Annotated in this window: 16 protein-coding genes and 1 tRNA gene; 7 read left to right on the top strand and 10 right to left on the bottom strand. The window is 70.9% G+C overall.

The window, feature by feature from the left end; translation table 11 throughout:
• Both ABD169_RS03690 and ABD169_RS03685 read right to left on the bottom strand, forming a co-directional pair.
• Entirely contained in the window at nt 1-978 is a 978-nt protein-coding gene (locus ABD169_RS03690; protein WP_344029468.1) for a carbohydrate ABC transporter permease, read from the bottom strand.
• A 47-nt stretch (nt 979-1,025) separates the two neighbouring features.
• Entirely contained in the window at nt 1,026-2,276 is a 1,251-nt protein-coding gene (locus ABD169_RS03685; RefSeq protein ID WP_046454318.1) for an extracellular solute-binding protein, read from the bottom strand.
• 322 nt (nt 2,277-2,598) lie between these two features.
• Between ABD169_RS03685 and ABD169_RS03680 the strand changes: the two genes are divergently transcribed.
• From ABD169_RS03680 to ABD169_RS03655, 6 genes are read left to right on the top strand one after another with little or no spacing between them, the layout of a single operon-like run.
• Nucleotides 2,599-3,507: an SIS domain-containing protein gene (locus ABD169_RS03680; protein WP_344029463.1), complete on the top strand. Its 909-nt coding sequence runs from the start codon at nt 2,599-2,601 to the stop codon at nt 3,505-3,507.
• Complete coding sequence (locus ABD169_RS03675; RefSeq protein ID WP_344029460.1) at nt 3,504-4,475, top strand: ROK family protein; 972 nt, start codon at nt 3,504-3,506, stop codon at nt 4,473-4,475. Before ABD169_RS03680 ends, ABD169_RS03675 begins: the two co-directional genes overlap by 4 nt.
• Nucleotides 4,472-5,446 (top strand): 1-phosphofructokinase family hexose kinase, encoded by a 975-nt coding sequence (locus tag ABD169_RS03670; RefSeq protein WP_344029457.1) that lies wholly within the window; start codon nt 4,472-4,474, stop codon nt 5,444-5,446. Before ABD169_RS03675 ends, ABD169_RS03670 begins: the two co-directional genes overlap by 4 nt.
• On the top strand, nt 5,443-6,285 hold the full coding sequence (locus ABD169_RS03665) for a class II fructose-bisphosphate aldolase (RefSeq protein ID WP_344029454.1): 843 nt from the start codon (nt 5,443-5,445) through the stop codon (nt 6,283-6,285). The genes ABD169_RS03670 and ABD169_RS03665 overlap by 4 nt, the downstream gene beginning before the upstream one ends.
• Nucleotides 6,286-6,302: 17 nt before the next feature.
• Entirely contained in the window at nt 6,303-7,109 is an 807-nt protein-coding gene (locus ABD169_RS03660) for a DeoR/GlpR family DNA-binding transcription regulator (protein WP_344029451.1), read from the top strand.
• A 10-nt stretch (nt 7,110-7,119) separates the two neighbouring features.
• Nucleotides 7,120-8,268, top strand: coding sequence for an N-acetylglucosamine-6-phosphate deacetylase (locus ABD169_RS03655; protein ID WP_344029448.1), 1,149 nt, complete (start codon nt 7,120-7,122; stop codon nt 8,266-8,268).
• 85 nt (nt 8,269-8,353) lie between these two features.
• On the opposite strand, the gene ABD169_RS03650 is transcribed toward ABD169_RS03655, so the two are convergent.
• Together ABD169_RS03650 and ABD169_RS03645 are read right to left on the bottom strand one after the other, a co-directional pair.
• On the bottom strand, nt 8,354-9,256 hold the full coding sequence (locus tag ABD169_RS03650) for an HtaA domain-containing protein (protein WP_344029445.1): 903 nt from the start codon (nt 9,254-9,256) through the stop codon (nt 8,354-8,356).
• Between the two features lie 48 nt (nt 9,257-9,304).
• Complete coding sequence (locus ABD169_RS03645; protein ID WP_344029442.1) at nt 9,305-14,662, bottom strand: HtaA domain-containing protein; 5,358 nt, start codon at nt 14,660-14,662, stop codon at nt 9,305-9,307.
• A 280-nt stretch (nt 14,663-14,942) separates the two neighbouring features.
• On the opposite strand from ABD169_RS03645, the gene msrB reads away from it, so the two are divergent.
• Nucleotides 14,943-15,377, top strand: coding sequence for a peptide-methionine (R)-S-oxide reductase MsrB (gene msrB, locus ABD169_RS03640; RefSeq protein ID WP_344029440.1), 435 nt, complete (start codon nt 14,943-14,945; stop codon nt 15,375-15,377).
• On the opposite strand, the gene ABD169_RS03635 is transcribed toward msrB, so the two are convergent.
• The 6 genes from ABD169_RS03635 to ABD169_RS03610 all read right to left on the bottom strand — a co-directional run bounded on the left by ABD169_RS03635 (nt 15,374) and on the right by ABD169_RS03610 (nt 22,277).
• Nucleotides 15,374-16,333, bottom strand: coding sequence for a DMT family transporter (locus tag ABD169_RS03635; protein WP_344029437.1), 960 nt, complete (start codon nt 16,331-16,333; stop codon nt 15,374-15,376). The genes msrB and ABD169_RS03635 overlap by 4 nt on opposite strands.
• Before the next feature lie 431 nt (nt 16,334-16,764).
• Nucleotides 16,765-16,840, bottom strand: a tRNA-Thr gene (locus ABD169_RS03630).
• A gap of 64 nt (nt 16,841-16,904) precedes the next feature.
• Nucleotides 16,905-17,858, bottom strand: coding sequence for a DsbA family protein (locus ABD169_RS03625; protein WP_344029434.1), 954 nt, complete (start codon nt 17,856-17,858; stop codon nt 16,905-16,907).
• 58 nt (nt 17,859-17,916) lie between these two features.
• A complete protein-coding gene (gene secA / locus ABD169_RS03620; RefSeq protein WP_344029431.1) occupies nt 17,917-20,637 on the bottom strand; it encodes a preprotein translocase subunit SecA in 2,721 nt (906 codons plus the stop codon).
• A gap of 172 nt (nt 20,638-20,809) precedes the next feature.
• Nucleotides 20,810-21,451, bottom strand: a complete 642-nt coding sequence (gene hpf, locus ABD169_RS03615) for a ribosome hibernation-promoting factor, HPF/YfiA family (RefSeq protein WP_344029428.1) — start codon at nt 21,449-21,451, stop codon at nt 20,810-20,812.
• Between the two features lie 19 nt (nt 21,452-21,470).
• The gene (locus tag ABD169_RS03610; RefSeq protein WP_344029425.1) at nt 21,471-22,277 is read right to left on the bottom strand and encodes a ComF family protein; all 807 of its coding nucleotides are present in this window, start codon (nt 22,275-22,277) and stop codon (nt 21,471-21,473) included.
• Between the last annotated feature and the right edge of the window lie 83 nt (nt 22,278-22,360).

The raw sequence follows: 22,360 nt of genomic DNA, 5'->3' as shown, positions 1-22,360 counted from the left end.
TCAGACCTCCCGCATGGGCTTGACGACCTTCACGTACACCGCGACGATCACGATGACGATGATGAAGGCCACGACCGAGAGCGCGCTCGCGACGTCCACCCGGTGCTGGTTCTCGATGTACTTGAACACCATCGTCATGATCGTGTCGGCGTCGTAGCCCGGGATCGATCCCGTCATGACCTTCAGGATCGGCAGCGAATTGAAGACGTTGATGATGTTGATGAGCGCCGCCACCGCGAGCGCGCTGCGCAGCTGCGGCAGCACCACGGTGAAGTAGGTGCGGGCGGGCCCGGCGCCGTCGACCTTGGCCGCCTCGAGCGTCTCGCTCGGCACCGTCTGCAGACCGGCCAGGATCGTGTACGTGGTGAACGGCAGCGACACGAAGATCGCGACGATGATCGACCACATGAACGCGGTGCCGGGGTTGCGGGTCCAGCCGAAGCCCTCCGGCGTCGAGATGAGCCCGACGTCGACGAGGAACTTGTTGATGATGCCGAAGTACGGCTCGAGGCCGTAGTAGACGACCATCGTCGTCATGACCACGGAGGCCGCCCACGGGATGATGACCGCGAGGCGCACGATCTTGCGCCCCGGGAACGACTTGTTGAGCACCTGGGCGATCACGAGCGAGAGCAGGATCGTGATGCTCACGACCACCACGACCCAGAGGATCGTGCGGAAGAAGATCGGCCAGAAGGACTCGAAGGTGAAGACCGTGACGAAGTTGTCGAACCCGGCCGAGCCCTTGTCGACGCCCGACTGCGAGATGTGCCGGGTCGAGTTCCAGAACATGACGCCGGCCGGGAAGAAGACCACGGCGACGATGAGCGCCAGGGCGGGCCCCACCCAGGGGAGCGCGCGGAGCAGCTCTCGCCCGCCGGAGGGGCGGCCGGAGCGCTTCGGCGACGGGGCGGAGCCGCCGGGGTCTCCCCCGGCGGCTCCGCTCGGAAGCGGTGACGATTCGATCGTGGTGCTCATGGTGTCGCGGTCACCGTTCCCTCTCGTTGCGGTTCGGACGAGCCGGCTCAGCCGGCGTCCGCCTGCTTCTGGATCTCGGTGAGCACCTGCTGGGCCGGCTTCTTCTCGAGCTGGCCCGCGAGCGCCTTGAACGCGGCGTCGGCGGACGACCACTTGGGGTTGGTCGACGGGTAGAACTTCGCGCTCGGCAGCACGTCGAGGAACGGCTTGAGCGATTCCTCGCTCGACAGCTGCTCGGATCCCGACTTGGTGACGGGGAGGAAGCCCTCGGCCTTGACCCACGGCACGTAGACGTCGGCGCTGTAGACGTAGTCGAAGAACTTGGTGATGGCGTCCTTCTTCTTGCCGTCGTTCTTGAACGCCATGAGCTGATCGGCGACGCCCAGCGTGAACGGCGAGCCGTCCTTGGTCGGGATCGGGACGATCGAGTAGTTCAGCTTCGGGTTGTTCTCCTTGATCTGCCCGACGGTCGGCGGCAGGCCGACCTGCATGCCGATCTTGCCCTGGACGAAGATGTCCATCAGCGGAGAGCGGTTGGTCGAACCGGGGTTCTTCTGCGTGGCGCCCGCGTCGATCATCTTCTTGATCTGCTCGGCGCCCGGCAGGTTCTTCGGATCGTCGATGGTGAGCTTCTTCTCGTCGCCGAAGGATCCACCGCCGCCCCACATCCAGACCGCGGCCTCGGCCTGCGCCTCCTCGGAGCCGAGGGGCATGCCGTAGCCGGCGACGCCGCCGCCGAGCTTCGACACCTTGGTCGCCGCATCGAGCAGCTCGTCCCAGGTCTTCGGGGCGGCCGAGACCCCGGCCTGCTTGAGCAGGTCGTTGTTCACGAACAGCGCGCGAGCCGAGGCGATCCACGGCAGGGCGTAGGTCTTGCCGTTGAGCTGCTCGTTCTTGATGAAGGACTCCTGGAAGTCGCTGAAGGTGTCCTTCGAGGTCACCTCCGAGACGTCGTAGAGCAGGTCGTCGCCGGCGAAGCCGGCGAACGGGCCGCCGTTGTAGATGTCGGGGGCCTTGTTGCCGCTCACCTTGGTGGTGACGACGGACTCGAGGTTGTCCCAGGACTGCACCTCGAGGCTGACCTTGATGTCCGGGTACTTCTTCTCGAAGCCGGCGATCACGTCGTTCCAGAGCTTCTGGGTGTTGTCGGAGTAGCTCGGGACCAGCAGGTTGAGCGTGGTCTTCGATCCGGAGTCGCTCGATCCCCCGCCGCTCGCACCGCCGAACCCGCAGGCGCTGAGCGCCAGGCTGGCGGAGGCCGCGAGCGCGATCGCGCCGATCCTCACTGACTTCTTCATGTGTGCAGTTCCTCACCGTTGATGGAACACCGCCACGAAACCACGCGCCGGTGCGTGCATCGCACGCAGCCCTGCGCGCGATAGTGCCAACGAGCACTCGTTCCGCACGCGGCCCTGCGCTCGTCTGTCCCTCATCTTCGGGGTGGAGGAGATAATTCGTCAAGAAGGTGACCAAATTGTGACCTGTTGATCGTTCCCGTGATCGATTCACGCGCCATCTTCGCGATTCTCCAGATACGCTCATTGTCCTGCGGGTTTTTGCGTGATTGAATCAGAAGCGATCATCTTTCACGCATGTCGCCACATCCTTCGGAGGAGCGCAATGACCGCCGCCCACACCCCCGGCGCCCACATGGCCGCCGAGATCGCCACCCAGCCCGAGACCTGGGCGCGCGCCGAGCAGATGCGCGCCGAGCAGGCCCTGCTGCCCGCCCGCGGCGAGCGCGTCGCCGTGATCGGCTGCGGCACCTCCTGGTTCATGGCGCAGAGCTACGCCGTCCTCCGTGAGCGCGCGGGCCAGGGCGTCACCGACGCGTTCGCGGCGTCGGAGGCGTTCGTCGACCGCGGCTACGACGCCGTCGTGGCCCTCACGCGCTCGGGCACCACGAGCGAGGTGCTCGAGCTCGTCGGCGACCTCACGGCCGCGGGCGACGCACCTCGCGTCGTCGGCGTGATCGGCGACCCCGAGTCCCCGCTCGTCGACCTCGTCGACGACGCCGTGCTGCTCCCCTTCGCCGACGAGCAGTCGGTCGTGCAGACCCGGTTCGCGACCACCGCGCTCGCGCTGTTCCGCGCGTCCCTCGGCGAGCGCCTCGACACGGCCATCGCCGACGCCGCGACGGCCGTCGCGGCGGATCTCGATCCCGAGCTGGTGGCCGCCGAGCAGACAAGCTACCTCGGCATGGGCTGGACCGTGGGTATCGCGCACGAGGCCGCGCTCAAGATGCGCGAGGCCTCGCAGTCCTGGACCGAGTCGTATCCGTCGATGGAGTACCGCCACGGCCCGATCTCGATCGCGGCCCCGGGGCGCGTCACCTGGCAGTTCGGGCCGTCCCCCGAGGGCCTCTCGGCGCAGGTCGCGGCGACGGGCGCCCGGTTCGAGACGAGCGATCTCGATCCGCTCGCCGACCTGGTGCGCGCGCAGCGGGTCGCGCTCGCGCGGGCTCTCGCGCGCGGGCTCGACCCGGATCAGCCCCGCAACCTCACCCGATCCGTCATCCTGGAACCGTGACCCGATTGCCGAGCCTCCGCGCGGGCGAGCCCGTGCTCGCCTTCGACGTGGGCGGAACCGACATCAAGTCGGGCCTCGTCGATCCCTCGGGCGCGGTGCTCGGCCTGCGGCGCACGGCGACGCCGCTCGATCCCGATGACGGTGCGGGCAACCCCGAGCGGATCGTCGCCCGGCTCGCGGAGCTGCGCGACGACTACCGTCGGGAGTTCCCCGAGGTCCGCCCGACGGCCGCGGGACTCCTCGTCCCCGGGATCGTCGATCCCGATCGCGGCATCGGAGTGTTCTCGAGCAACCTCGGGTGGCACGACGCTCCGATCCGCGACCTCGCGGAGCAGTGTCTCGGCCTGCCCGTCGCGTTCAACCACGACATCCACGGCTCGAGCATGGCCGAGTACCGGCTCGGCTCGGCCGGGCGGTTCCGCGACGTCGTCGTCATGATCATCGGCACCGGGATCGCGGGAACCATCATCGTCGACGGCCGCGCCCACCTGGCGCAGGGCTACGCCGGCGAGTTCGGCCACTCGCCCGTGGCCGACGGTCCCGTGTGCGCCTGCGGCGCGGTCGGCTGCCTCGAGGCGGTCGCCTCGGCCGGTGCCATCGCGCGCCGGTACACCGCGGCACGGCCGACGAGCGCCGCGCCCGCCTCCGGTGCGCACGACGTGCTCGCCCGGGCGCAGGCCGGCGACCCCGTGGCCGCGGAGGTCTGGGACAGCGCGGTCGATGCGTTGGCGCTCTCCTTCACGCAGGTCGCCGCGTTCCTCGCCCCGGAGGCGATCATCATCGCGGGCGGCCTGAGCCGAGCCGGCGACGCCCTGTTCGCTCCGCTGCGCGAGCGGGTGGACCGCCGGCTCAGCTATCATCGGCGCCCCGAAATCCTGCCGGCCGAGCTCGGCGAGGACGCGGGCCTCGCCGGAGCCGCGCTGTTCGCGCGAGCCCGCGCGACGGCGACGGACGGTGGCGCCGCATGACCGTCGTGACCGTCACCCCCAACCCCGCGCTCGATCTGACCTGGCGCGCCGAGCGCGTCGTGCCGGGCGGCAGCCACCGCGTGCCGGCCGCCGGGGTGCGCGCCGGCGGCAAGGGGCTCAACGTGGCGCGCGTGCTGCACGCGCAGGGCGTCGCCGCCCGAGCGCTCACGACCGCGGGCGGCGCCACCGGCCGGATCTTCGCCGACGAGCTCGCCGAGAGCGGGGTGCCGCACCGGATCGTGCCGGTCTCGGTGCCCACCCGGCGTTCCGCCGCCATCGTGGACGAGGCGCTCGGCGACACCAGCATCTTCAACGAGCGCGGCGAGAATCCGACCGCCGCGGAGTGGGCCGAGCTCGTCGCGGCCGCCGACGAGGAGCTCGAGCGCGCCTCCGTGCTCGTGGTCTCCGGCAGTCTGCCGCCCGGCGCCCCCGACGCGATCGTCGAGGTGCTCGTCGCGGCCGCGCACGGACGCGGCGTCCCCGCGGTCGTCGACACCTCGGGTCCGGCGCTGCTGCGCGCGGCCCGCGCGGGGGCGGATCTCGTCAAACCGAACCGCGAGGAGCTCGCGGACGCCACGGGTCTCGCGGACCCGATCGCCGGAGCCCTCGCCCTCATCGAGCTCGGTGCGGGCGGCGTGCTCTGCTCGCTCGGGGCGGAGGGAATGCTGCTGATCGCCGGCCCGATCACCGACGACGGCGCTCCCGCGGTTGCGCTGCGCGCCCGCCTCGCCGAACCGCTGGCCGGCAATCCCACCGGCGCCGGCGACGCCGCGGTCGCCGGCGCCGCCTCGGTGCTCGACGCGGGCGTCCCGATCCGCGACGTCGCAGAACGTCTGCTGCGGCGCGCGACCGCGTGGTCGGCCGCCGCGGTGCTCGCCCCGCTCGCGGGCGAGATCGACCCCGCGCACGCCGAACTCGCCGAGCGCCTCGACCTCTCCCCCGTCCCCCTCCCTCGAACGGACCGCGCATGACCCTCGCACCCGCAGCCCGGCTCATCGCCGACGCCCGCACCGCCGGCACCGGCATCGGCGCCTTCAACGTCGTCCACCTCGAGACCGCCGAGGCGCTCATCGCGGCGTCCGAGTCGGCCGGACTCCCCGTGATCCTCCAGATCTCGCAGAACTGCGCCGACTACCACGGCGGCCTCGCCCCCATCGGGCTCGCCACCCTCGCGCTCGCCCGCACCGCCGCGACCCCCGTCGCGGTGCACCTCGACCACGCCGAGCGGCCGGATCTCGTCGACGAGGCGATCGAGCTCGGTTTCGGCTCGGTCATGTTCGACGGCGGGGCCCTCCCCTACGACGAGAACGTGCGCCTCACCGCGCAGGTCGCGGAGCGCGCGCACGCCGCCGGCGTGTACGTCGAGGGAGAGCTGGGCGAGGTCGGCGGCAAGGACGGCGCGCACGCGCCGGGAGTGCGCACCGATCCCGCCGAGGCGCTCGCCTTCGTGCGCGACACGGGCGTGGATGCGCTCGCGGTCGCCGTCGGCTCCTCCCACGCCATGCAGCAGCGCACCGCCGCACTCGACCTCGCGCGCATCGCCGCACTGCGCACGACGCTCGACGTGCCGCTCGTGCTGCACGGATCCTCGGGCGTGCCCGACGAGTCGCTCGACGCAGCCGTGCGCGCGGGCATGACCAAGATCAACGTGTCCACGCATCTGAACGGCTTCTTCACCCGGGCCGTCCGCGAGGCCCTCGCCGCACAGCCCGACGCGGTCGACTCCCGCAAGTACGTGCGCGCCGGTCGCGCCGCGATCGTGCCCGAGGCGGCTCGCCTGCTGCGGCTCTTCGCGCTCCGCGACGCCTGATCCGGGAGAATGGCAGCATGAAGCGCTCCGACCGTTTCCAGTCGATCCTCGCCGGTCTCGCCGAGCACGGAGAACTGCGCGTCGACGACCTCGTCGACGAGCTCGACGCGTCGCCCGCGACGGTGCGCCGCGACCTCGACACCCTCGCGTCCCAGGGCCTGCTCACCCGCACCCACGGCGGTGCGCAGGCGCTCTCGGTCGCCTACGACCTGCCGCTGCGCTACAAGCGGCTGCAGCGCGTCGACGCCAAGCAGCTGATCGCGGAGGCCGCGAGCGCGCTCGTCGGCGTCGGCGACGTCGTCGGGTTCTCGGGCGGCACCACCACCACGCGGATCGTCGAGGAGCTCTCCACGCGCGCCGACATCATGGTGAAGTCGCACACGCCGAACCTCACGGTGGTGACGAACGCCGTGAACATCGCCACGGAGCTCGCCACGCGCCCGCAGGTCAAGCTGGTCGTCACCGGCGGCGTCCTGCACCCGCGCAGTTACGAGCTCGTCGGCAGCTTCGCCGAGGGCGTCATCGCCTCGGTGGCCCTCAGCATCGCGTTCGTCGGCGCCAACGCCCTCGACGTGCGCAGCGGCGCGGCCACCCACGACGAGCGCGAGGCCGTGGTCAACCGGCTCATGGCGCAGCGCGCCGAGCGCGCCGTGCTCGTGCTCGACTCGAGCAAGCTCGGCCGCACCGCGTTCGCGAGCATGGGCGGCCCCGAGGTGTTCGACACCGTCATCACCGACGCCGACGCGGATCCCGAACAGCTCGACGCCCTCCGCGAGAGCGGCTACACGGTGATCGTCGCGGGCGCCGACGTCCGCGCGGCCTAGGCTGACAGACATGGGCAGCACCGTCATCCACTCCGCCGAGCTCGTCGACGGGGTCCGGACCCCCGATTCCTGGATCCGCTTCGAGAACGGCCGGGTCGCCGCGCGCGGCACCGGCGGGAGCTGGCGCGACCAGGCCTGCGCGACCGACGAGGTCGTCGACGCGGGCGGGCGGATCCTGACCCCCGGGTTCATCGACCTGCACGGCCACGGCGCCGGCACGCGCGCGTTCGACGAGGCAGCCGATGACCCCTCGGCCATCGCGGAGGCGCTCGCCGTGCACCGCGCTCACGGCACCACCCGTGCCGTGCTGTCGCTCGTCACCGCGCCCGTCGACGCGCTCGCCGAGCGCCTCCGCGCGATCCGGGTCGCCGCCGCTGACGAGCCCATGATCCTCGGCGCGCACCTCGAGGGCCCGTTCCTCGACCACGACTTCCGCGGGGCCCACGACCCGGCGCTGCTCCGCTCGGCCGACGCCGCGGCGATCGACGCCCTGCTCGAGGCGGGCGACGGCATGCTGCGCCAGGTGACCATCGCGCCCGAGCACGAGGGCGCCGGCGAGGCGATCGACGCGCTCGTCGCCGCGGGTGTCCGAGCGGCCGTCGGACACACCTCGGCGGACTTCGACACGGCGCTGCGCGCCTTCGACCGGGGAGCCTCGATCCTGACGCATGCCTTCAACGGCATGCGCGGGATCCACCACCGAGCGCCCGGCCCGGTCACGGCCGCGATGCGCTCGCCCCACGTCACGCTGGAGGTGATCAACGACGGCGTGCACGTGCACCCCGACGTGGTCGCGCTCGCGTTCCACGGGGCCCCCGGCCGCGTGGCGATGATCACCGACGCGATGGCCGCGGCGGGCGCACCGGACGGCGCCTACCTGCTCGGCTCGCTCGCCGTCGAGGTGATCGACGGTGTCGCGCGCCTGACCGAGAGCGGCACGATCGCGGGATCCACGCTGACGCTCGACGCCGCGCTGCGCCAGGCCGTCGGGGCCTGCGGGCTGCCGCTCGAGACCGCCGTCTCGGCGCTCACGCGCGTGCCCGCCGCGGTGCTCGGACTCGGCGCCGAGCTCGGCCGGCTGGATCCCGGCTACGCCGCGGACGCGGTGCTGCTCGACGCCGACCTCGCGGTCGCGCGCAGCTGGATCGCCGGCGCCTAGACCGGCACACGCGAAGAGGGGCCGGGTCCCACGGAGCAGCTCCGGCTGCGGTGGAACCCGACCCCTCTTCGCGTATGCGCGCGGTTCAGCTCTGCGGGTCCGCGGGCGTCTCGTCCGTCGCGGGCTCCGCTGCGGGTGCCGCCTTCTTGCCGCGGCCGGCGACGAGCAGGCCGACGGTGACGCCGATCACGACGAGCGCGGCACCGCCGACGGCGATGGGCACCCAGGGGATCTGCGCCTCGGCCTGCACCACGGGCGCCGGCTTGGTCGACGGCTGCGCGGTGGCGCTCGGCGTCGGCGTCGCGCTCGGCGTCGTCGCGCCGACCGAGAGCGTGCAGCCGGGCTCGACCGCTCCGGTGACGGTGATCGGGTCGAGCTCGTCGCCCGCGACGTAGTCGCCGTACTGCCCGTTGAACGCGGTCGCGCCCTCGGAGGTCAGCCGTACCTTGGCGTCCTTCAGCGAGAAGGAGCTGCCGTCGGCCTGCAGCGAAGCGGTGTCGATCTTGCCGGCCCGCACCTGCGCGCTCTTCGGCGCGCCGCTCTGCGCCGTGTCGGTCGCGCCGATGTTCAGCAGCAGGGTGGCGCTGCCGTCGGAGAACTCGATCGCGGGGTTCGCGAGGTCGAACTGCAGCGCACCGTCGTGCCCGGTGAAGTGCACGGCTCCGGTGAAGCTCACCGTGCCGGACGCGAGGTCGGTGCCCACGGACCCGGTGCCGTTCTTCCAGTGGAACTGCGGCGTCGTGTAGCTCGCGCCGTCGCTCGTCTCCCACTTGCCGTTCGCGATGCTGCCGCTGATGTACGAGCGGAAGCTCTCCTTGACGCCCCAGCCGAACTCGGCCGACTGCACGGCGCACGCCGTCAGGCCGCCGTCGTCGGCCCGCGCGGGCTGCGCGACGGCGGGCGCGACCGCGAGCATCGCGCCGAGCGCGAGCACGGTTCCGCCGAGGACGGCTCGCAGGCCGAGGGGACGACGAGTGGACTGGGTCACGGGATCCTGCTTTCGGGGGGGGTCGAACGGGTCGGCTGCGGATGCCGGCTACCGGGCCACGTTACCGCGACGCTGCGCGATGACGAGTCCGACGAGGGCCGCGGCGATCACCAGCAGCGCGATCGCGCCGGTCCACCAGAGCCAGACGGGGGTCTCGCTCGAGACCACGGCGGGCGCCTGGTGCTTCTCGAGGGCCGGGGCCGGGGCGTCGAGCACCTGCGCGTCGGCGATCTGCAGGGCCTTCGTCTGCCCGAGCTTCACGACCGCGCCGCGATCCACGCTGCCCTGCAGCGTGATCGTGTGGGTGCCGGTGAGGTCCTTCGGCAGCTTGCCGATCCAGCGCACCGTGCCCTGCGCGTTCGCGCCGGCGTTCTCGTCGAGCACGACGGGCTTCGAGTACATCACCACGAGGATACCGCGCTCGCCCGGCGTGAAGCCGGTCGCCTCGAACTCGATCTCGCCGCCGGGCACGAGCTTGTCGGCCGGGGTGAGGATCGTAATGCCGCTCTTCGTCGGCGCCGAGTCCTTCGCGGTGCGCTTGGGGGTCTCGCCCGAGACGGAGGTGCTGCCGAAGCGCGCACCGTTCGCCGCGCCGACGGTGAAGGTCAGCGGGTCCGCGCCCAGCGTGTAGCTGCCGTAGCTGAAGCCGCCCGAGACGGGCACGCCCGACCAGGTGACCTCGCCGTTCTTGCCGACGCTCTTCTGCGCCGCCGCGAGGTTCAGCGTGCCGAACACGCGGCCGCCGACGAGCACCTCGCCACTGGTGGCGCTCGTGACGCGGATGGTCGGGTTCGCGACGCTCTCGCTCAGCGCGCCCTTGTGGCCGGTGTAGTTGATCACGCCCGAGTACTGCACGGTGCCGGTCTGGGTCTTGGGGTTCCAGGATCCGCCGGTGACCTGCGGGAACACGTAGCCGCCGCGACCGCCGCCGACGCCCGAGGTGCTGATGCCGCCCTTCGCGATCGGCCCGGTCACGTAGTTCGCGAACGGGGTCGAGACGCCCCAGGTCAGCGCGCCCGCGAGCTGCGCACTGCCGCCCGTCGGGGCCGGCTTCGGCTGCGGCTTGGGCTTCGGCTTGGGCACGGGCTTCACGACCGGCGGGGTAACGGGCTTCTCGCCCGACGCCGCACCCGCGGTGAAGGTGAGCGGATCCATCTTCGAGTCCTGCTGGAGGTACTCCTGGAAGAAGACATTCGCGCCGTCGGCGGTGAGGGTCACCGTCGCGCCCGAGAACTTCACCGCGCCGTCCGTGGACTTCGTCCGCTCCGCGGAAGCGAGGTCGATCGTCGCGATGGTGAGCGCCTTGCCATTCTGCATCACCTGCAGCAGCGCGGTCTTGGCGTCGCGCACGTCGATGACGGGGTTCGCGAGGTTCAGGTTGAGCTGACCGTCGTGGCCCGAGAAGTTCACGTTGCCCGAGAACGGGATCCTGCCGGTGCCCTTCTGCGCGTTCCAGGTGCCGCCGACGATCTGCGGGAACTTGTAGACGCCGCCCGACTGGGTCGCCGGCTTCTGCACGTCGATCCTGCCCTTGGCGATCGGACCGGTGACGTAGGCGCGGAAGGTCTCGCGTACACCCCATTCGAGGCTGCCGGTGGCCGCCTTGGTGGGGAACACGACGTTCCACTGGTCCTCGGACACCGCGAGCTTCTCGCGCAGGAAGGTGCTGCTCGGCGTCGCCGGACCGTGCGCACGCCAGACGACGACCTCGTAGCTCTTCGTGCGGTCGAGCTGGGCCTTGGCCAGCGAGACGGTCTTCGCGAGCGCTCCACCGGCCAGGTCCTGAGGAGTGACGTACTCGGCCGCGAGCGTGCTCTTCTCGCCCTGCTTCGGTTCGGTACCGGCCTCGACCACCGCGACGTACACGCCGGCGGGAGCCTGCTTCGCCGTGAAACCGGATCCGGTGAACGCGACCTGGAGCCCCGCTGCGTCGGCCTTCGCGACCTTCGCAGCGGCCTTCGGTGCGGGATCCGCGGGGAAGATCGCGTCCCACTGCGCGTCGGTCACGGTGAGCGCCTGCCGCCCGAAGGTGGCCTCGGGAGTCGCGTTTCCGTGCGCGCGCCACACGATCGCCTCGTACGTCTTGGCGCGGTCGAGGCGCGACGGCGGCACGACGAGCGGCTTCGCGAACGCGCCGTCGGTGATCTGCTGCGCGGTCACGTAGTCGTAGGCGACCGTGGTGTCTGAGTTCGTCCCGGGATCGGTACCCGTCTCGACGACGGCGATGTAGACGCCCTGGGGCGCGACAGCGGCGGTGAGGCCGCTGCCCGCGAAGTCGACCGCGAGGCCGTCCTTGCCGGCGTCCGACACCTTCGCGCCCGCCGTCGGCGAGACCGGGTCGGAGGTGAACTGGAGCGTCGCCTTGGCGTCCTGCGAGCGGTCGGCCCGCGCGGTGTGGTCGGCGATCGTGTAGACCGCGGTCGAGCCCTCCTTGGGCGAGACCTGCATCTGCACCGTGAAGGATCCGTCGGCGCCGAACGGCGCACCGTACTTGCCGCCGACGGCCTTCGCGCCCTTCGTGCATCCGGCGTTGATGAAGTCGAAGGTCACCTGCTCGAGCGGGATGTCGGTGCAGAGCGTGACGTAGATCGGCTTCTGCGGGTCGTAGCCCTCGCCGGTCACGGTCACGGTGTCGCCGTCGCGCAGACCGGTCGAGGGGGTGACGGTCAGCTTCGGTGCCTTGACCGGGAACACGGCGTTCCACTGGTCCGCGGAGACGGAGACGGGGATCACCAGGACGTTGGTCTCGGGAGAGGGGTTCGTGTGCCCCTTCCAGACGAGCACGTCGTACTGCTTGGTGCGATCCAGCTTCGCGGCGTCGATCGCGAGCGTCTGCGCGGCTTCGCCCGAGGCAGGGATCGAACGGATCCACTTCGCGCCCGCGACGGTCGCCATGGTGGCGGAGTCCGCGGTGCCGCGCTCGATCAGTCCGGCGTAGACACCGTTCGGCAGCTCCGTCGGGTCGAGGTGCGCCAGCGCCACATCGATGCCGAGCCCATCGACGGTGGCGGTGGAGACCTTCGCGGTTCCCGACGCCTTGCTCGGGAACACCGTGTTCCACTGCGCGTCGCTCACGGTCACGTCGCCGCGACCGAGGATCCGATCCGGGGTGGCGTTGCCGTGGGCGCGCCAGACCAGCACCTCGTACTGCTTGCTGCGATCCAGCTTCGCGGCGGGGGCCACGAGGGTGGCCGTGGCCGCGCCGTCGACGATCTTGGCCTTGGTCACGTAGGCGACGGCGGCACCCATGTTGTCGCTCGAGAGGGAGCCCTCGGTGCCGCGCTCGATCAGGGCGGCGTACACGCCGGCGTCGGCGCTCTGCAGCGCGATGCGGCCGATCGCGACGTCGACGGTGAGGCCGGTCTCGGCGGCGTCCTGCACCGTCGGCGCGACGGTCGTCTTCGGGGTGGCGAATGCCACGGGGGTGAACGTCTCGAACGCGGCCGCGGTCGCGCCGCTTCCCGAGTAGGTAGCGACACCGTAGGAACCGCCTGCGATGGCCTTGGCGTCGTCCTTCGACACCTTCAGTACGGTCTCGAACGTTCCGTCTGCCTTGAGCTCGACCGCACCGCCGGCTGCCCCGCCGATGGTCGCCATGCTCTCGGCGGGCACGGCCCACTTCTGGTCGAACGCCTTGCGGGTCGCCGCCGCGGCGCCTGCGGACGGCTGCCACTTCTCGGCGAAGGAGCCGAACACGACGTACGTCCCGGAGAACTTGCCGGCGAGCGGCGGACGCTTGCCGGTGGTGTCGGGGTCGCGCGGAGTGAAGCCGGTGCCGCGCACGGTCACCTCGGTCGTCTGCTCGGGATCCAGGCCCGTCGTCTGCGACACCGTGACCTTGGGCGTCGGGGTCGCGAACGCGACCGGGGTCAGCGTCTCGAACGGCGCGTACTTGGCCCCGCCGCCCGGGTACGTGACGACGCCCCACGAGCCGTCGGCGATCGCCTTGGCGTCGTTCTTCGACACCTTCAGCGTCGTCTCAAAGGTGCCGTCTGCCTGCAGTTCGATCGCGCCCGCGGCAGCACCACCGATGGTCGCCATGCTCTCGGCGGGCACGGCCCACTTCTGATCGACGTTCGAACGGGTCGCCGCCACGGCGCCGGTGGACGGCTGCCAGGCCTGCGCGTACGAACCGAAGGCGACATAGACACCCGTGAACTTGCCGGCGAGCGGCGGACGCGAGCCGCTGGTCTCCGGTGCGTGCGGGAAGAAACCGGTGCCGCGCACGGTCACCTCGGTCGTCTGCCCGGGATCCAGACCCGTCGTCTGCGACACGGTGACCTTGGGCGTCGGAGTCGCGAAGGTCACGGACGTGAGCGTCTCGAACGGCGCGTACTTGGCCCCGCCGCCCGGGTACGTGACGACGCCCCACGAGCCGTCGGCGATCGCCTTGGCGTCGTTCTTCGACACCTTCAGCGTCGTCTCGAACGTGCCGTCGGCCGTGAGCTCGATCGCACCCGCGGCAGCACCACCGATGGTCGCCATGCTCTCGGCGGGCACGGCCCACTTCTGATCGACGTTCGAACGGGTCGCCGCCACGGCGCCGGTGGACGGCTGCCAGGCCTGCGCGTACGAACCGAAGGCGACATAGACACCCGTGAACTTGCCGGCGAGCGGCGGACGCGAGCCGCTGGTCTCCGGTGCGTGCGGGAAGAAGCCGGTGCCGCGCACGGTCACCTCGGTCGTCTGCCCGGGATCCAGACCCGTCGTCTGCGACACGATCACCTGCGGAGTGACGGGGATCAGGTCGTTCCACTGGGCCGGGGTCAGATCGACGTTCGCGCGGGCGAGGATCGTGCTGGCGTCGGGCTGCGAGTGCAGCTTCCAGACGAGCACCTCGTACTGCTTCGAACGGTCGAGGTTCGCGACCGGCGCCGTCAGGGCGAAGCTGGTCTGGCCGCCCGCGACCGTCGGGAACGGCTGCGCGAAAGCGGCGTAGCCGCCGCCGGTCGAGACATCGGCCTCGTGACCGCGCTCGATGAGTCCCGCGTAGACCTGTCCGTCGGGCAGTCCGGTGCCCGTCACCGCGAGCCGGAGCCCGTCTGCCGCACTGGTCCCGGCCACGCTGGCGGCGACCGAGCCCGAAGCTGCGGGCTCGGCGGCAGCGGGGGCCTGCTGCGGCGCCACCTTCGCCTCAGCCTTCGGCACCGCGGGCGCCGCGGGCGCCGCGGGCGCCGCGGGCGGCGATTCCGCGGGGGCGGTCGGCTCCGCCGCGGGCTCGGTGGCGGGCGTCTGCTCCGCGGGCTGCTCCGTCGCGGGAACCGCCGGAGCCGGCGCCTCGCCGGTCTCGGCGTAGGCCGCCGTGGATCCGAGCAGCGCACCGCTCGCGATCAGCGCGCCGGCGAGCGTCGCGGAGACGACGCTGCGCAACCGGTGGCGAACCGGGACGGGGGTGGAGGCAGACATGACTGTGCCCTTCGGTCGGGGACGGACGCGTCGCGCTCGAAATCCCCTGAGATCACGCCCGGCGGAACCGGGCGACGAGCGCCACGCGGATCCAACATCGGATCGAAGTGAGGGTACCCTCACCTAACTACCCCTCTAGTCTGATGAATAACATCAGATGTTGCAAGCCCGGGGCATTTCCCAGGCTTCGGCGTGTTCGCTCGCAGCGCCTCTCCGCGCCCTCCTCGCCCCCGGATCCGAGCCGTAGAATGGGAGCTCACCAGCGAACGGGAGAGCGGGAATGAGCGAGTCCGAGACCTCAGGCGACTACCGGGTGCAGCGCAGCGACGCCGAGTGGCGCGAGCAGCTCTCCCCCGAGGAGTACGCGATCCTGCGTCAGGCCGCGACCGAGCGCGCCGGCACCGGCGAACTGCTCGACGAGCACCGCGACGGGCTCTACCGCTGCCGGGCCTGCGGCAACGAGCTGTTCGTCGCGGGCACCAAATTCGATTCCGGTTGCGGCTGGCCGAGCTTCTACGAGAGCGTCCGCCCCGAGGCCGTCGAGCTGCTCGAGGACCACAGCCTCGGCATGGTCCGCACCGAGGTGCGCTGCGCCGCCTGCGGATCGCACCTCGGCCACGTGTTCCCCGACGGCTTCGGCACGCCGACCGGCGACCGCTACTGCATGAACAGCCTCGCCCTCGACTTCGAGGCCGGGGCCGAGCCGCAGGCCTAGCGTCCGGTCCGCTTCGCGCGCCCGACGCCGCCGCCCGCCGCGATCGCGACGGCGATCAGCGATACCGCGGCGCCCGCGATCAGGCCGGGAGTGACGCCGTTCGCGAGCGGCAGCCCGGCTTCGAGCGCCACCGACGCGATCAGTTGCCCGGCGACGTTCGACATGCTGAGCAGCAGTACGCCCGCGGTGCGCACGAGCACCGCGGCGACCGCGATGAACAGCGTGCCGATGAGGCCGCCGACGTAGAACCACGGCTCGCTCGGCCAGTGCGTCGGCCAGCCGCGCACCGCGAGCGAGATCGCAGCCGCGATGCCGAGCATCGCGGTGCCCGTGACGAAGTTGATGAAGGTCGCCGTGATGGCGCTGTGCGCGGCGGACCGCACGAGCCCGTTGACGGCCGACTGCCAGGCCATGCCGAGACCCGCGACGATCGGGACGAGCACGAGCCAGACCGGGGATCCGGGCCGGAGGTCGGCCCACACGGTGAACGCGACCGCGACGACCGCGAGCACGGTGCCGATGACGCGCGCCGGGGTCGGATCGACGCGTCCGCCGGGTCCGAGCCCGATCCGGTCCATCACGAGCCCGCCGCTGACCTGGCCGGCGACGATGCCGACCGTGAAGAGCGCGAGGCCGAGCGCGGGCGCGACGAGGCCCTGGCTGAGGACGAAGAAGCCGCCGCAGGTGCCGCCGAGCAGGCCCCACACGGGCAGCTCCCCCGCGCGAACCGTGCGGGCGAGCTGCGAGAGGCCCCGACGGGCGGACGGCGTGCAGAGCAGTATCAGGCCGATGATGACGAGGCCGGAACCGAAGGAGACGAGCGCGGCGAGGAAGCCGTTGTCGATCTCGCGGCTGAGGCCGCCGTTGACGCGCGACTGCACGGCCACGAGCATGCCGGCGAGGCCGGAGCCGAGGAGGGCCGCCCACACGGGGAATCGCGAGTTCGTCTGCGTCACCCGCCCACTCTAGCCCTCGCCGAGCCGGGCGCCCGGTGCAAGCGCGCGGGCGAGCGCGTACACGCACAGGATCTCCATCGAGTGGCGGCAAACCGCTGGAATGGCGGTCGATTCGGGCGTTTTGCCGCCACTCGCAGCACATCGCACGTGCCTACACCAACCCTCCCGCTGTACCGCCGGACATACACACTTCGAACGAGCACGCGGCGCCCGGGATTCCGGTGCGCCGGTGTGTTCCGTGCGCCTGGCGGGCTTGGCGGGAGCGGTCCTCGCGAACGCGCCAGCGTTCACGAGGACCGCGGATGGATCGGCGCACGGAATGCACTGGCGCACCGGAATCCCGGGCGTCGCACTCTGCCCCACGTTTGCCCCCAGCGCAGGGGATGAGAGATCGTCCAGAAATGACGAACTCAGCTTGACCTGGTGTTTCTTGGAGCCGCCTGTCGGACTCGAACCGACCACCTGCGCTTTACAAGGGCGCTGCTCTACCAGATGAGCTAAGGCGGCATGCGGCGACCCGAACGGGCCGCCTGCGGGGCGCCCCGTTCGGGACGCCCCTTGAGCCTAACGGCTACTGCTTCTTGGCGCTGTCCGCCGCGTTGGCGTCGAGCTCGGCCTTCAGCTTGAGGATGTAGGGCTCGAGTTCGCCGTCGCGCTGCGGCACCCACTGCTTGCCGTTGATGATGACGGTCGGGGTGCTCTTGAGGCGCTGCGGGTCGCCAGCCTTCTGCAGCTCGCCGGTCTGCGGGTTGGCGACGAGCTGGGCGCCCTTGGCGAGACCGAGGATCTGGTTCTCGAGCACCTGCTTGGTGTTCTGGTCGATGAACTTCTTGAAGGTGCCGTCCTGGACGCAGCTCTTCAGGGTGTCGTCGACCTTCACGCCGGCCTTCTTTGCGACGTCGAGGAGCTGGTCGTCGGTGAGGCCCGGGGTGCCCTCCTGCGGCTGCTCTTCCTTGCTGAGGAGCAGGTTGTGCAGCTTGAACGCGACGTCGGGCTGCTCCTGCACGACGCAGCTGAACAGGTTCGCCGCGCGGGTGGAGTACTTGGTGCCCTGCGACGCGTTGTCGAGGAAGTTCAGCGGGTAGATGCGCAGGGTGATGTCACCGGAGCCGACGTAGTTCTCGAGCATGGTCCCGTAGGTCTGCTCGAACGCGCCGCAGGCGGGGCACATGTAGTCGGCGTAGACGGTGACGTCGACGGGCGACTTATTCCAGTCGACCTCGGGCGCCTTGCGCTCGGCGCCGGCCGCGAGTGCGGGGGTCTCCTTCACCTTGAGATCCTTGATGAAGGTGACGCCGCCGGAGGCCATGTTCTTCGGGCCGGGGCCGGCGGGGGCGTTCGCGGTCGTGATGACGAGGCCGATGATCGCGAGGATCGCGACGACGCCGACGACGATGCCGCCCTGCAGGAAGAGCCGGTTGCGCTTCTCGCGCTTCTTCTCCGCTTCACGGGCCTGGCGGGCCTGTTCGCGGGCCGCCTGTCGGCGTTCGTTCTTGGTCGGGCGCGATCGTGCGTCGTCTGCCATTACCGTCTCCAGGTTTCAGCCGGCGTTCCGGGGTGGTCGCCGATCATGGATCTCGTGTCTACTTCTTCTTCGCGCGGCGCTGGGCGCGGTTCACGGGCGCCGAGCTGTTGACCGGCTGGCCGAAGGCGCCACGCTGCTGCGGGGCTTCCGGCTCGTCGGCGCCGGCGCCGTGCACCTCGGTCTCGCCGCTCTCGCTGGGCGCGGAGTAGCTGAGCTGCGACTCGTCGGTCGCCTGGGGCGTCTCGAGTCCGCCGCCTTCGAGATGGACGTGGTCCTGGGGGCCTTCGGCCGGACGGACCTGCACTTCGAGGTTGTAGAGGAGTCCGAGGGACTCTTCCTTGATCTGCCCCATGGTGCTCTGGAAGAGGGTGTAGCCCTCGCGCTGGTATTCGACGAGCGGGTCGCGCTGCGCCATGGCGCGGAGGCCGATGCCCTCCTTGAGGTATTCCATCTCGTAGAGGTGGTCGCGCCAGCGGCGGTCGACGGTCGAGAGCACGACGCGGCGCTCGAGCTCGCGCATCGCTTCCTCGCCGAGGGTCTCTTCGCGCTTCTCGTAGGCGACCTCGGCGTCGGAGAGGATCTCGCGGCGCAGGAAGGTGCGGTCGACGCGGCGCCCGCCGGTCTCGGCCTGCACCTCGTCGACGGTGATGCCGATGGGGTAGATCTGCTTGAGGTCGCCCCAGAGCGCGTCGAGGTTCCAGTCGTCGCCGGTGCCGTGCGAGTCGAGGATCGCGTCGACGACCTGCTCGCGGAACACGTCGATGCGGTTCTCGATGTCTTCGCCGTCGAGGATCTGCGCGCGGTCCGTGTAGATCGCCTTGCGCTGGCGGTCGAGGACGTCGTCGTACTTGAGGACGTTCTTGCGGATCTCGGAGTTGCGCTGCTCGACCTGGCTCTGCGCGCTCTGGATGGCGCGGGTGACGACCTTCGATTCGATCGCGAGGTCGTCGGGGAAGCTGGAGCGGTTCATGAGCGCCGCTGCTGCGCCGGAGTTGAACAGGCGCATCAGGTCGTCGGTGAGCGACAGGTAGAAGCGGCTCTCGCCGGGGTCGCCCTGTCGGCCGGAGCGGCCGCGCAGCTGGTTGTCGATGCGGCGCGATTCGTGGCGCTCGGTGCCGAGCACGTAGAGCCCGCCGGCCTCGGTGACCTTCGCGGCCTCGGCGGAGACGGCCTCCTTGACCGCGGCGAACACGTCGCCCCAGGCCGCTTCGTAGCCGTCGGGGTCTTCGTCGGTGGAGAGACCGCGCGAGGTCATCTCCTGCACGGCGAGGAACTCGGCGTTGCCGCCGAGCATGATGTCGGTGCCTCGACCGGCCATGTTGGTGGCGACGGTGACGGCGCCGAGGCGGCCGGCCTGCGCGATGATCGCGGCCTCCCGGCCGTGGTTCTTCGCGTTCAGCACTTCGTGCCGGACTCCGGCCTTCGCGAGGAGGCGCGAGAGGTACTCGCTCTTCTCGACGCTGGTGGTGCCGACGAGGACGGGCTGGCCCTTCTCGTGGCGCTCGGCGATGTCCTCGACGACCTGGGCGAACTTCGCCTCTTCGTTCTTGTAGACGAGGTCGGGCTGGTCCTTGCGGAGCAGCGCCTTGTTGGTCGGGATGGGGACCACGCCGAGCTGGTAGGTCGAGTAGAACTCGCCCGCCTCGGTCTCGGCGGTACCGGTCATGCCCGAGAGCTTGTCGTAGAGGCGGAAGTAGTTCTGCAGGGTGACGGTCGCAAGCATCTGGTTCTCGGCCTTGACCTGCACTCCTTCCTTCGCCTCGATGGCCTGGTGCATGCCCTCGTTGTACCGACGGCCGGCGAGGATTCGGCCGGTGTGCTCGTCGACGATGAGCACCTCGCCGTTCAGCACGACGTAGTCCTTGTCGCGGGTGAACAGGGCGTTGGCCTTGATCGCGTTGTTGAGGAACGAGATGAGCGGGGTGTTGACCGACTCGTAGAGGTTGGTGATGCCGAGGTAGTCCTCGACCTTCTCGATGCCGGGCTCGAGCACGCCGACGGTGCGCTTCTTCTCGTCGACCTCGTAGTCGGTCTCGGGCTTCAGACGCTTGGCGAGCCGCGCAAACTCGGCGAACCAGCGGTTCGCCTCGCCCGAGGCGGGGCCGGAGATGATGAGCGGGGTGCGGGCCTCGTCGATGAGGATCGAGTCGACCTCGTCGATGATCGCGAAGAAGTGGCCGCGCTGCACGCGCTCCTCGGCCGTGGAGGCCATGTTGTCGCGCAGGTAGTCGAAGCCGAACTCGTTGTTGGTGCCGTAGGTGATGTCGGCGTCGTACTGCTTGCGGCGCTCGGTCGGATCCTGGCCTGCGACGATGCAGCCGGTGGTCATGCCGAGGGCGCGGAAGACGCGACCCATGAGGTCGCTCTGGTAGGTCGCGAGGTAGTCGTTGACGGTGACGATGTGCACGCCCTTGCCTGCGAGGGCGTTGAGGTACGCGGGCATGGTCGCCACGAGGGTCTTGCCCTCGCCCGTCTTCATCTCGGAGATGTTGCCGAGGTGGAGGTTGGCGCCGCCCATGATCTGCACGGGGAACGGGTTGAGGCCGATAGTGCGCTTCGCGGCCTCGCGGACCGCGGCGAACGCCTCGGGCAGCAGGTCGTCGAGCGTCTCGCCCTTCTCGAGCCGGGCGCGGAACTCCTCGGTCTCGTCGCGCAGCTCCTCGTCGGTGAGCGCCGCGAACGACTCCTCGAGCCCGGCGACCGTCTTTGCGATGCGCTCGAGCTTCTTCAGGGTGCGGCCTTCGCCTACGCGAAGGATCCGGTCAAGGACAGTCGCCACGTGTTGTCTCCTGTGGGGGTGTGGCCCGGTCGCCCGCGCCGCTTCCGTTGCCGAATTGTGACAACTCACTCAGCTTAGCAAGGGCGCTGAGAGGTCGCCTGCGGGTTCCTGTGAAGACGGGGCGGGGCGGCCGACCCGAGAGTCGACCGCCCCGCCCCGTTCGCGTCGCGCGTCAGTCCGCTTCGTCCACCAGGTGGATCACGCCGTAGTTCCAGCCCTTGCGCCGGTAGACCACGCTCGGCTTCTGCGAGCCGTGCTCGATGAAGAGGAAGAAGTCGTGGCCCACGAGCTCCATCTGGTCGACGGCGTCCTCGATGCTGAGGTGCTCGGCCGGGAACTCCTTGGAACGGATGACCACGGGCGAGTACGCCTCTTCGCCGATGGTGCCGTCGGCGATGACGGGGACCGATCCGGTCGCCACCGCCTCGATGACCTCGAGCGGCGCGGGGGTGAGGTCGACCGACTGGAAGTCGTTCGCCGCGGCTTCGCCGAGCGAGACGCGACCGCTGCCGCGGTGGACCTTGCGGCGGTCCTTCACGCGGCGGATGCGCTCGAGCACCCGTCCGTAGGCGATGTCGAAGGCGGAGTACTTGTCGGCCGCGGCCGACTCGGCCCGGATGATCGGGCCGGGACCGTGAATCGTCACCTCGACGCGATCCCCGTTCTGCGGACTTCGGTCGCTGAGCCGCGATACCCGCACTTCGAAGGACCTCGCCTTCGGAAGCAGACCGGCCACCTTCTCCGTCTTCGCGCCCACATAGGATTCGAACCGGTCGGTGATGCCGACGTTGCGTCCGTGGATGTTCACGTCCATGGTGACCTCCGTAAAGGGATCAGGCGGGTGGCCTTCTGCCTGGCGCACCGTTACGCCTTTCACGCACCCTACCGCTTCCGCGGGCCCCGCTGCCACCCGGTTCAGCGTTCTCTTCGACAACGCAGATCGAAACCGCGGAAACCGCTCGGGCGCCCGCCCGTTCGAGCGCGTCCGCGGCCGCCGAGAGCGTGGCTCCGCTGGTGCAGACGTCGTCGACGAGCACGACCGCCCGGCCCCGGATGCGCCCCGCGTGGGACCGCCGCACCGCGATCCGTGCCGCGTTGCCGCGCCGCGCTGCGCGATCGAGCCCCACCTGGCTGCGCCGCCCGCGCGTGGTGCGCAGCGCACGCAGCGCGAGCCCCGCCCCGCGCCGAGGCGGGCACCCTCGGAGCGCGGCGCGGACGACGGGTTCGAGGTGCCGGATCCCGCGTTCCCGCACGCGCGCCGGTCGCGAGGGCACCGCCACGACGAGCGGGGGTTCCGGAGCCGTCGCGATCGCCGCGCCGAGCACCGGTCCGAGCCGGGCGCCGAGCGGCTTCGCGAGCCCGACCCGGCCCGCGTGCTTGTAGGCGACGAGCCCGGCGCGCAGGGCGCGGTCGTAGCGCCCGGCGGCGCGCAGCTCGAGCGCCGGTCGCTCCGGGCGCGGGAGTCGACGCACGAGCGGTCGCGGAGCAGCGCCGGCCTGTCCGCGGATCTCGGCGAGGCAGGGCGCGCAGCACACCCGGTCGGGTGCCCCGCAGGCGACGCAGCTGCCCGGCCAGAGCAGCGCGAGCAGGTCGTGGCGGAGCGCGTCCCAGCGTGCGCGGGCGGAGTCTTCGGAGGTCATGCGTCCAGGTTCGCGTGCGGAGGACGCCCTCGCCCGGCTCCGCACAGCGTGCGACCGGGATCCGGCCGGAACGCACGTCCGCG

It is taken from the genome of Leucobacter iarius, from assembly GCF_039530105.1.
In the GTDB taxonomy this organism is placed as follows: Bacteria; Actinomycetota; Actinomycetes; order Actinomycetales; family Microbacteriaceae; genus Leucobacter; species Leucobacter iarius.
Note: the sequence above shows the minus strand (reverse complement) of the source record. Positions and strands in the feature narration are given on the sequence as shown.

Excerpts from the sequence above, each read along its gene's own strand:
- ABD169_RS03655 (WP_344029448.1), top strand. The coding sequence starts at position 7,120 with ATGGGCAGCACCGTCATCCACTCCGCCGAGCTCGTCGACGGGGTCCGG.
- ABD169_RS03610 (WP_344029425.1), bottom strand. The coding sequence starts at position 22,277 with ATGACCTCCGAAGACTCCGCCCGCGCACGCTGGGACGCGCTCCGCCAC.
- ABD169_RS03690 (WP_344029468.1), bottom strand. The coding sequence starts at position 978 with ATGAGCACCACGATCGAATCGTCACCGCTTCCGAGCGGAGCCGCCGGG.
- hpf (WP_344029428.1), bottom strand. The coding sequence starts at position 21,451 with ATGGACGTGAACATCCACGGACGCAACGTCGGCATCACCGACCGGTTC.
- msrB (WP_344029440.1), top strand. The coding sequence starts at position 14,943 with ATGAGCGAGTCCGAGACCTCAGGCGACTACCGGGTGCAGCGCAGCGAC.
- ABD169_RS03680 (WP_344029463.1), top strand. The coding sequence starts at position 2,599 with ATGACCGCCGCCCACACCCCCGGCGCCCACATGGCCGCCGAGATCGCC.
- ABD169_RS03665 (WP_344029454.1), top strand. The coding sequence starts at position 5,443 with ATGACCCTCGCACCCGCAGCCCGGCTCATCGCCGACGCCCGCACCGCC.
- ABD169_RS03660 (WP_344029451.1), top strand. The coding sequence starts at position 6,303 with ATGAAGCGCTCCGACCGTTTCCAGTCGATCCTCGCCGGTCTCGCCGAG.
- ABD169_RS03645 (WP_344029442.1), bottom strand. The coding sequence starts at position 14,662 with ATGTCTGCCTCCACCCCCGTCCCGGTTCGCCACCGGTTGCGCAGCGTC.
- ABD169_RS03625 (WP_344029434.1), bottom strand. The coding sequence starts at position 17,858 with ATGGCAGACGACGCACGATCGCGCCCGACCAAGAACGAACGCCGACAG.
- ABD169_RS03685 (WP_046454318.1), bottom strand. The coding sequence starts at position 2,276 with ATGAAGAAGTCAGTGAGGATCGGCGCGATCGCGCTCGCGGCCTCCGCC.
- ABD169_RS03670 (WP_344029457.1), top strand. The coding sequence starts at position 4,472 with ATGACCGTCGTGACCGTCACCCCCAACCCCGCGCTCGATCTGACCTGG.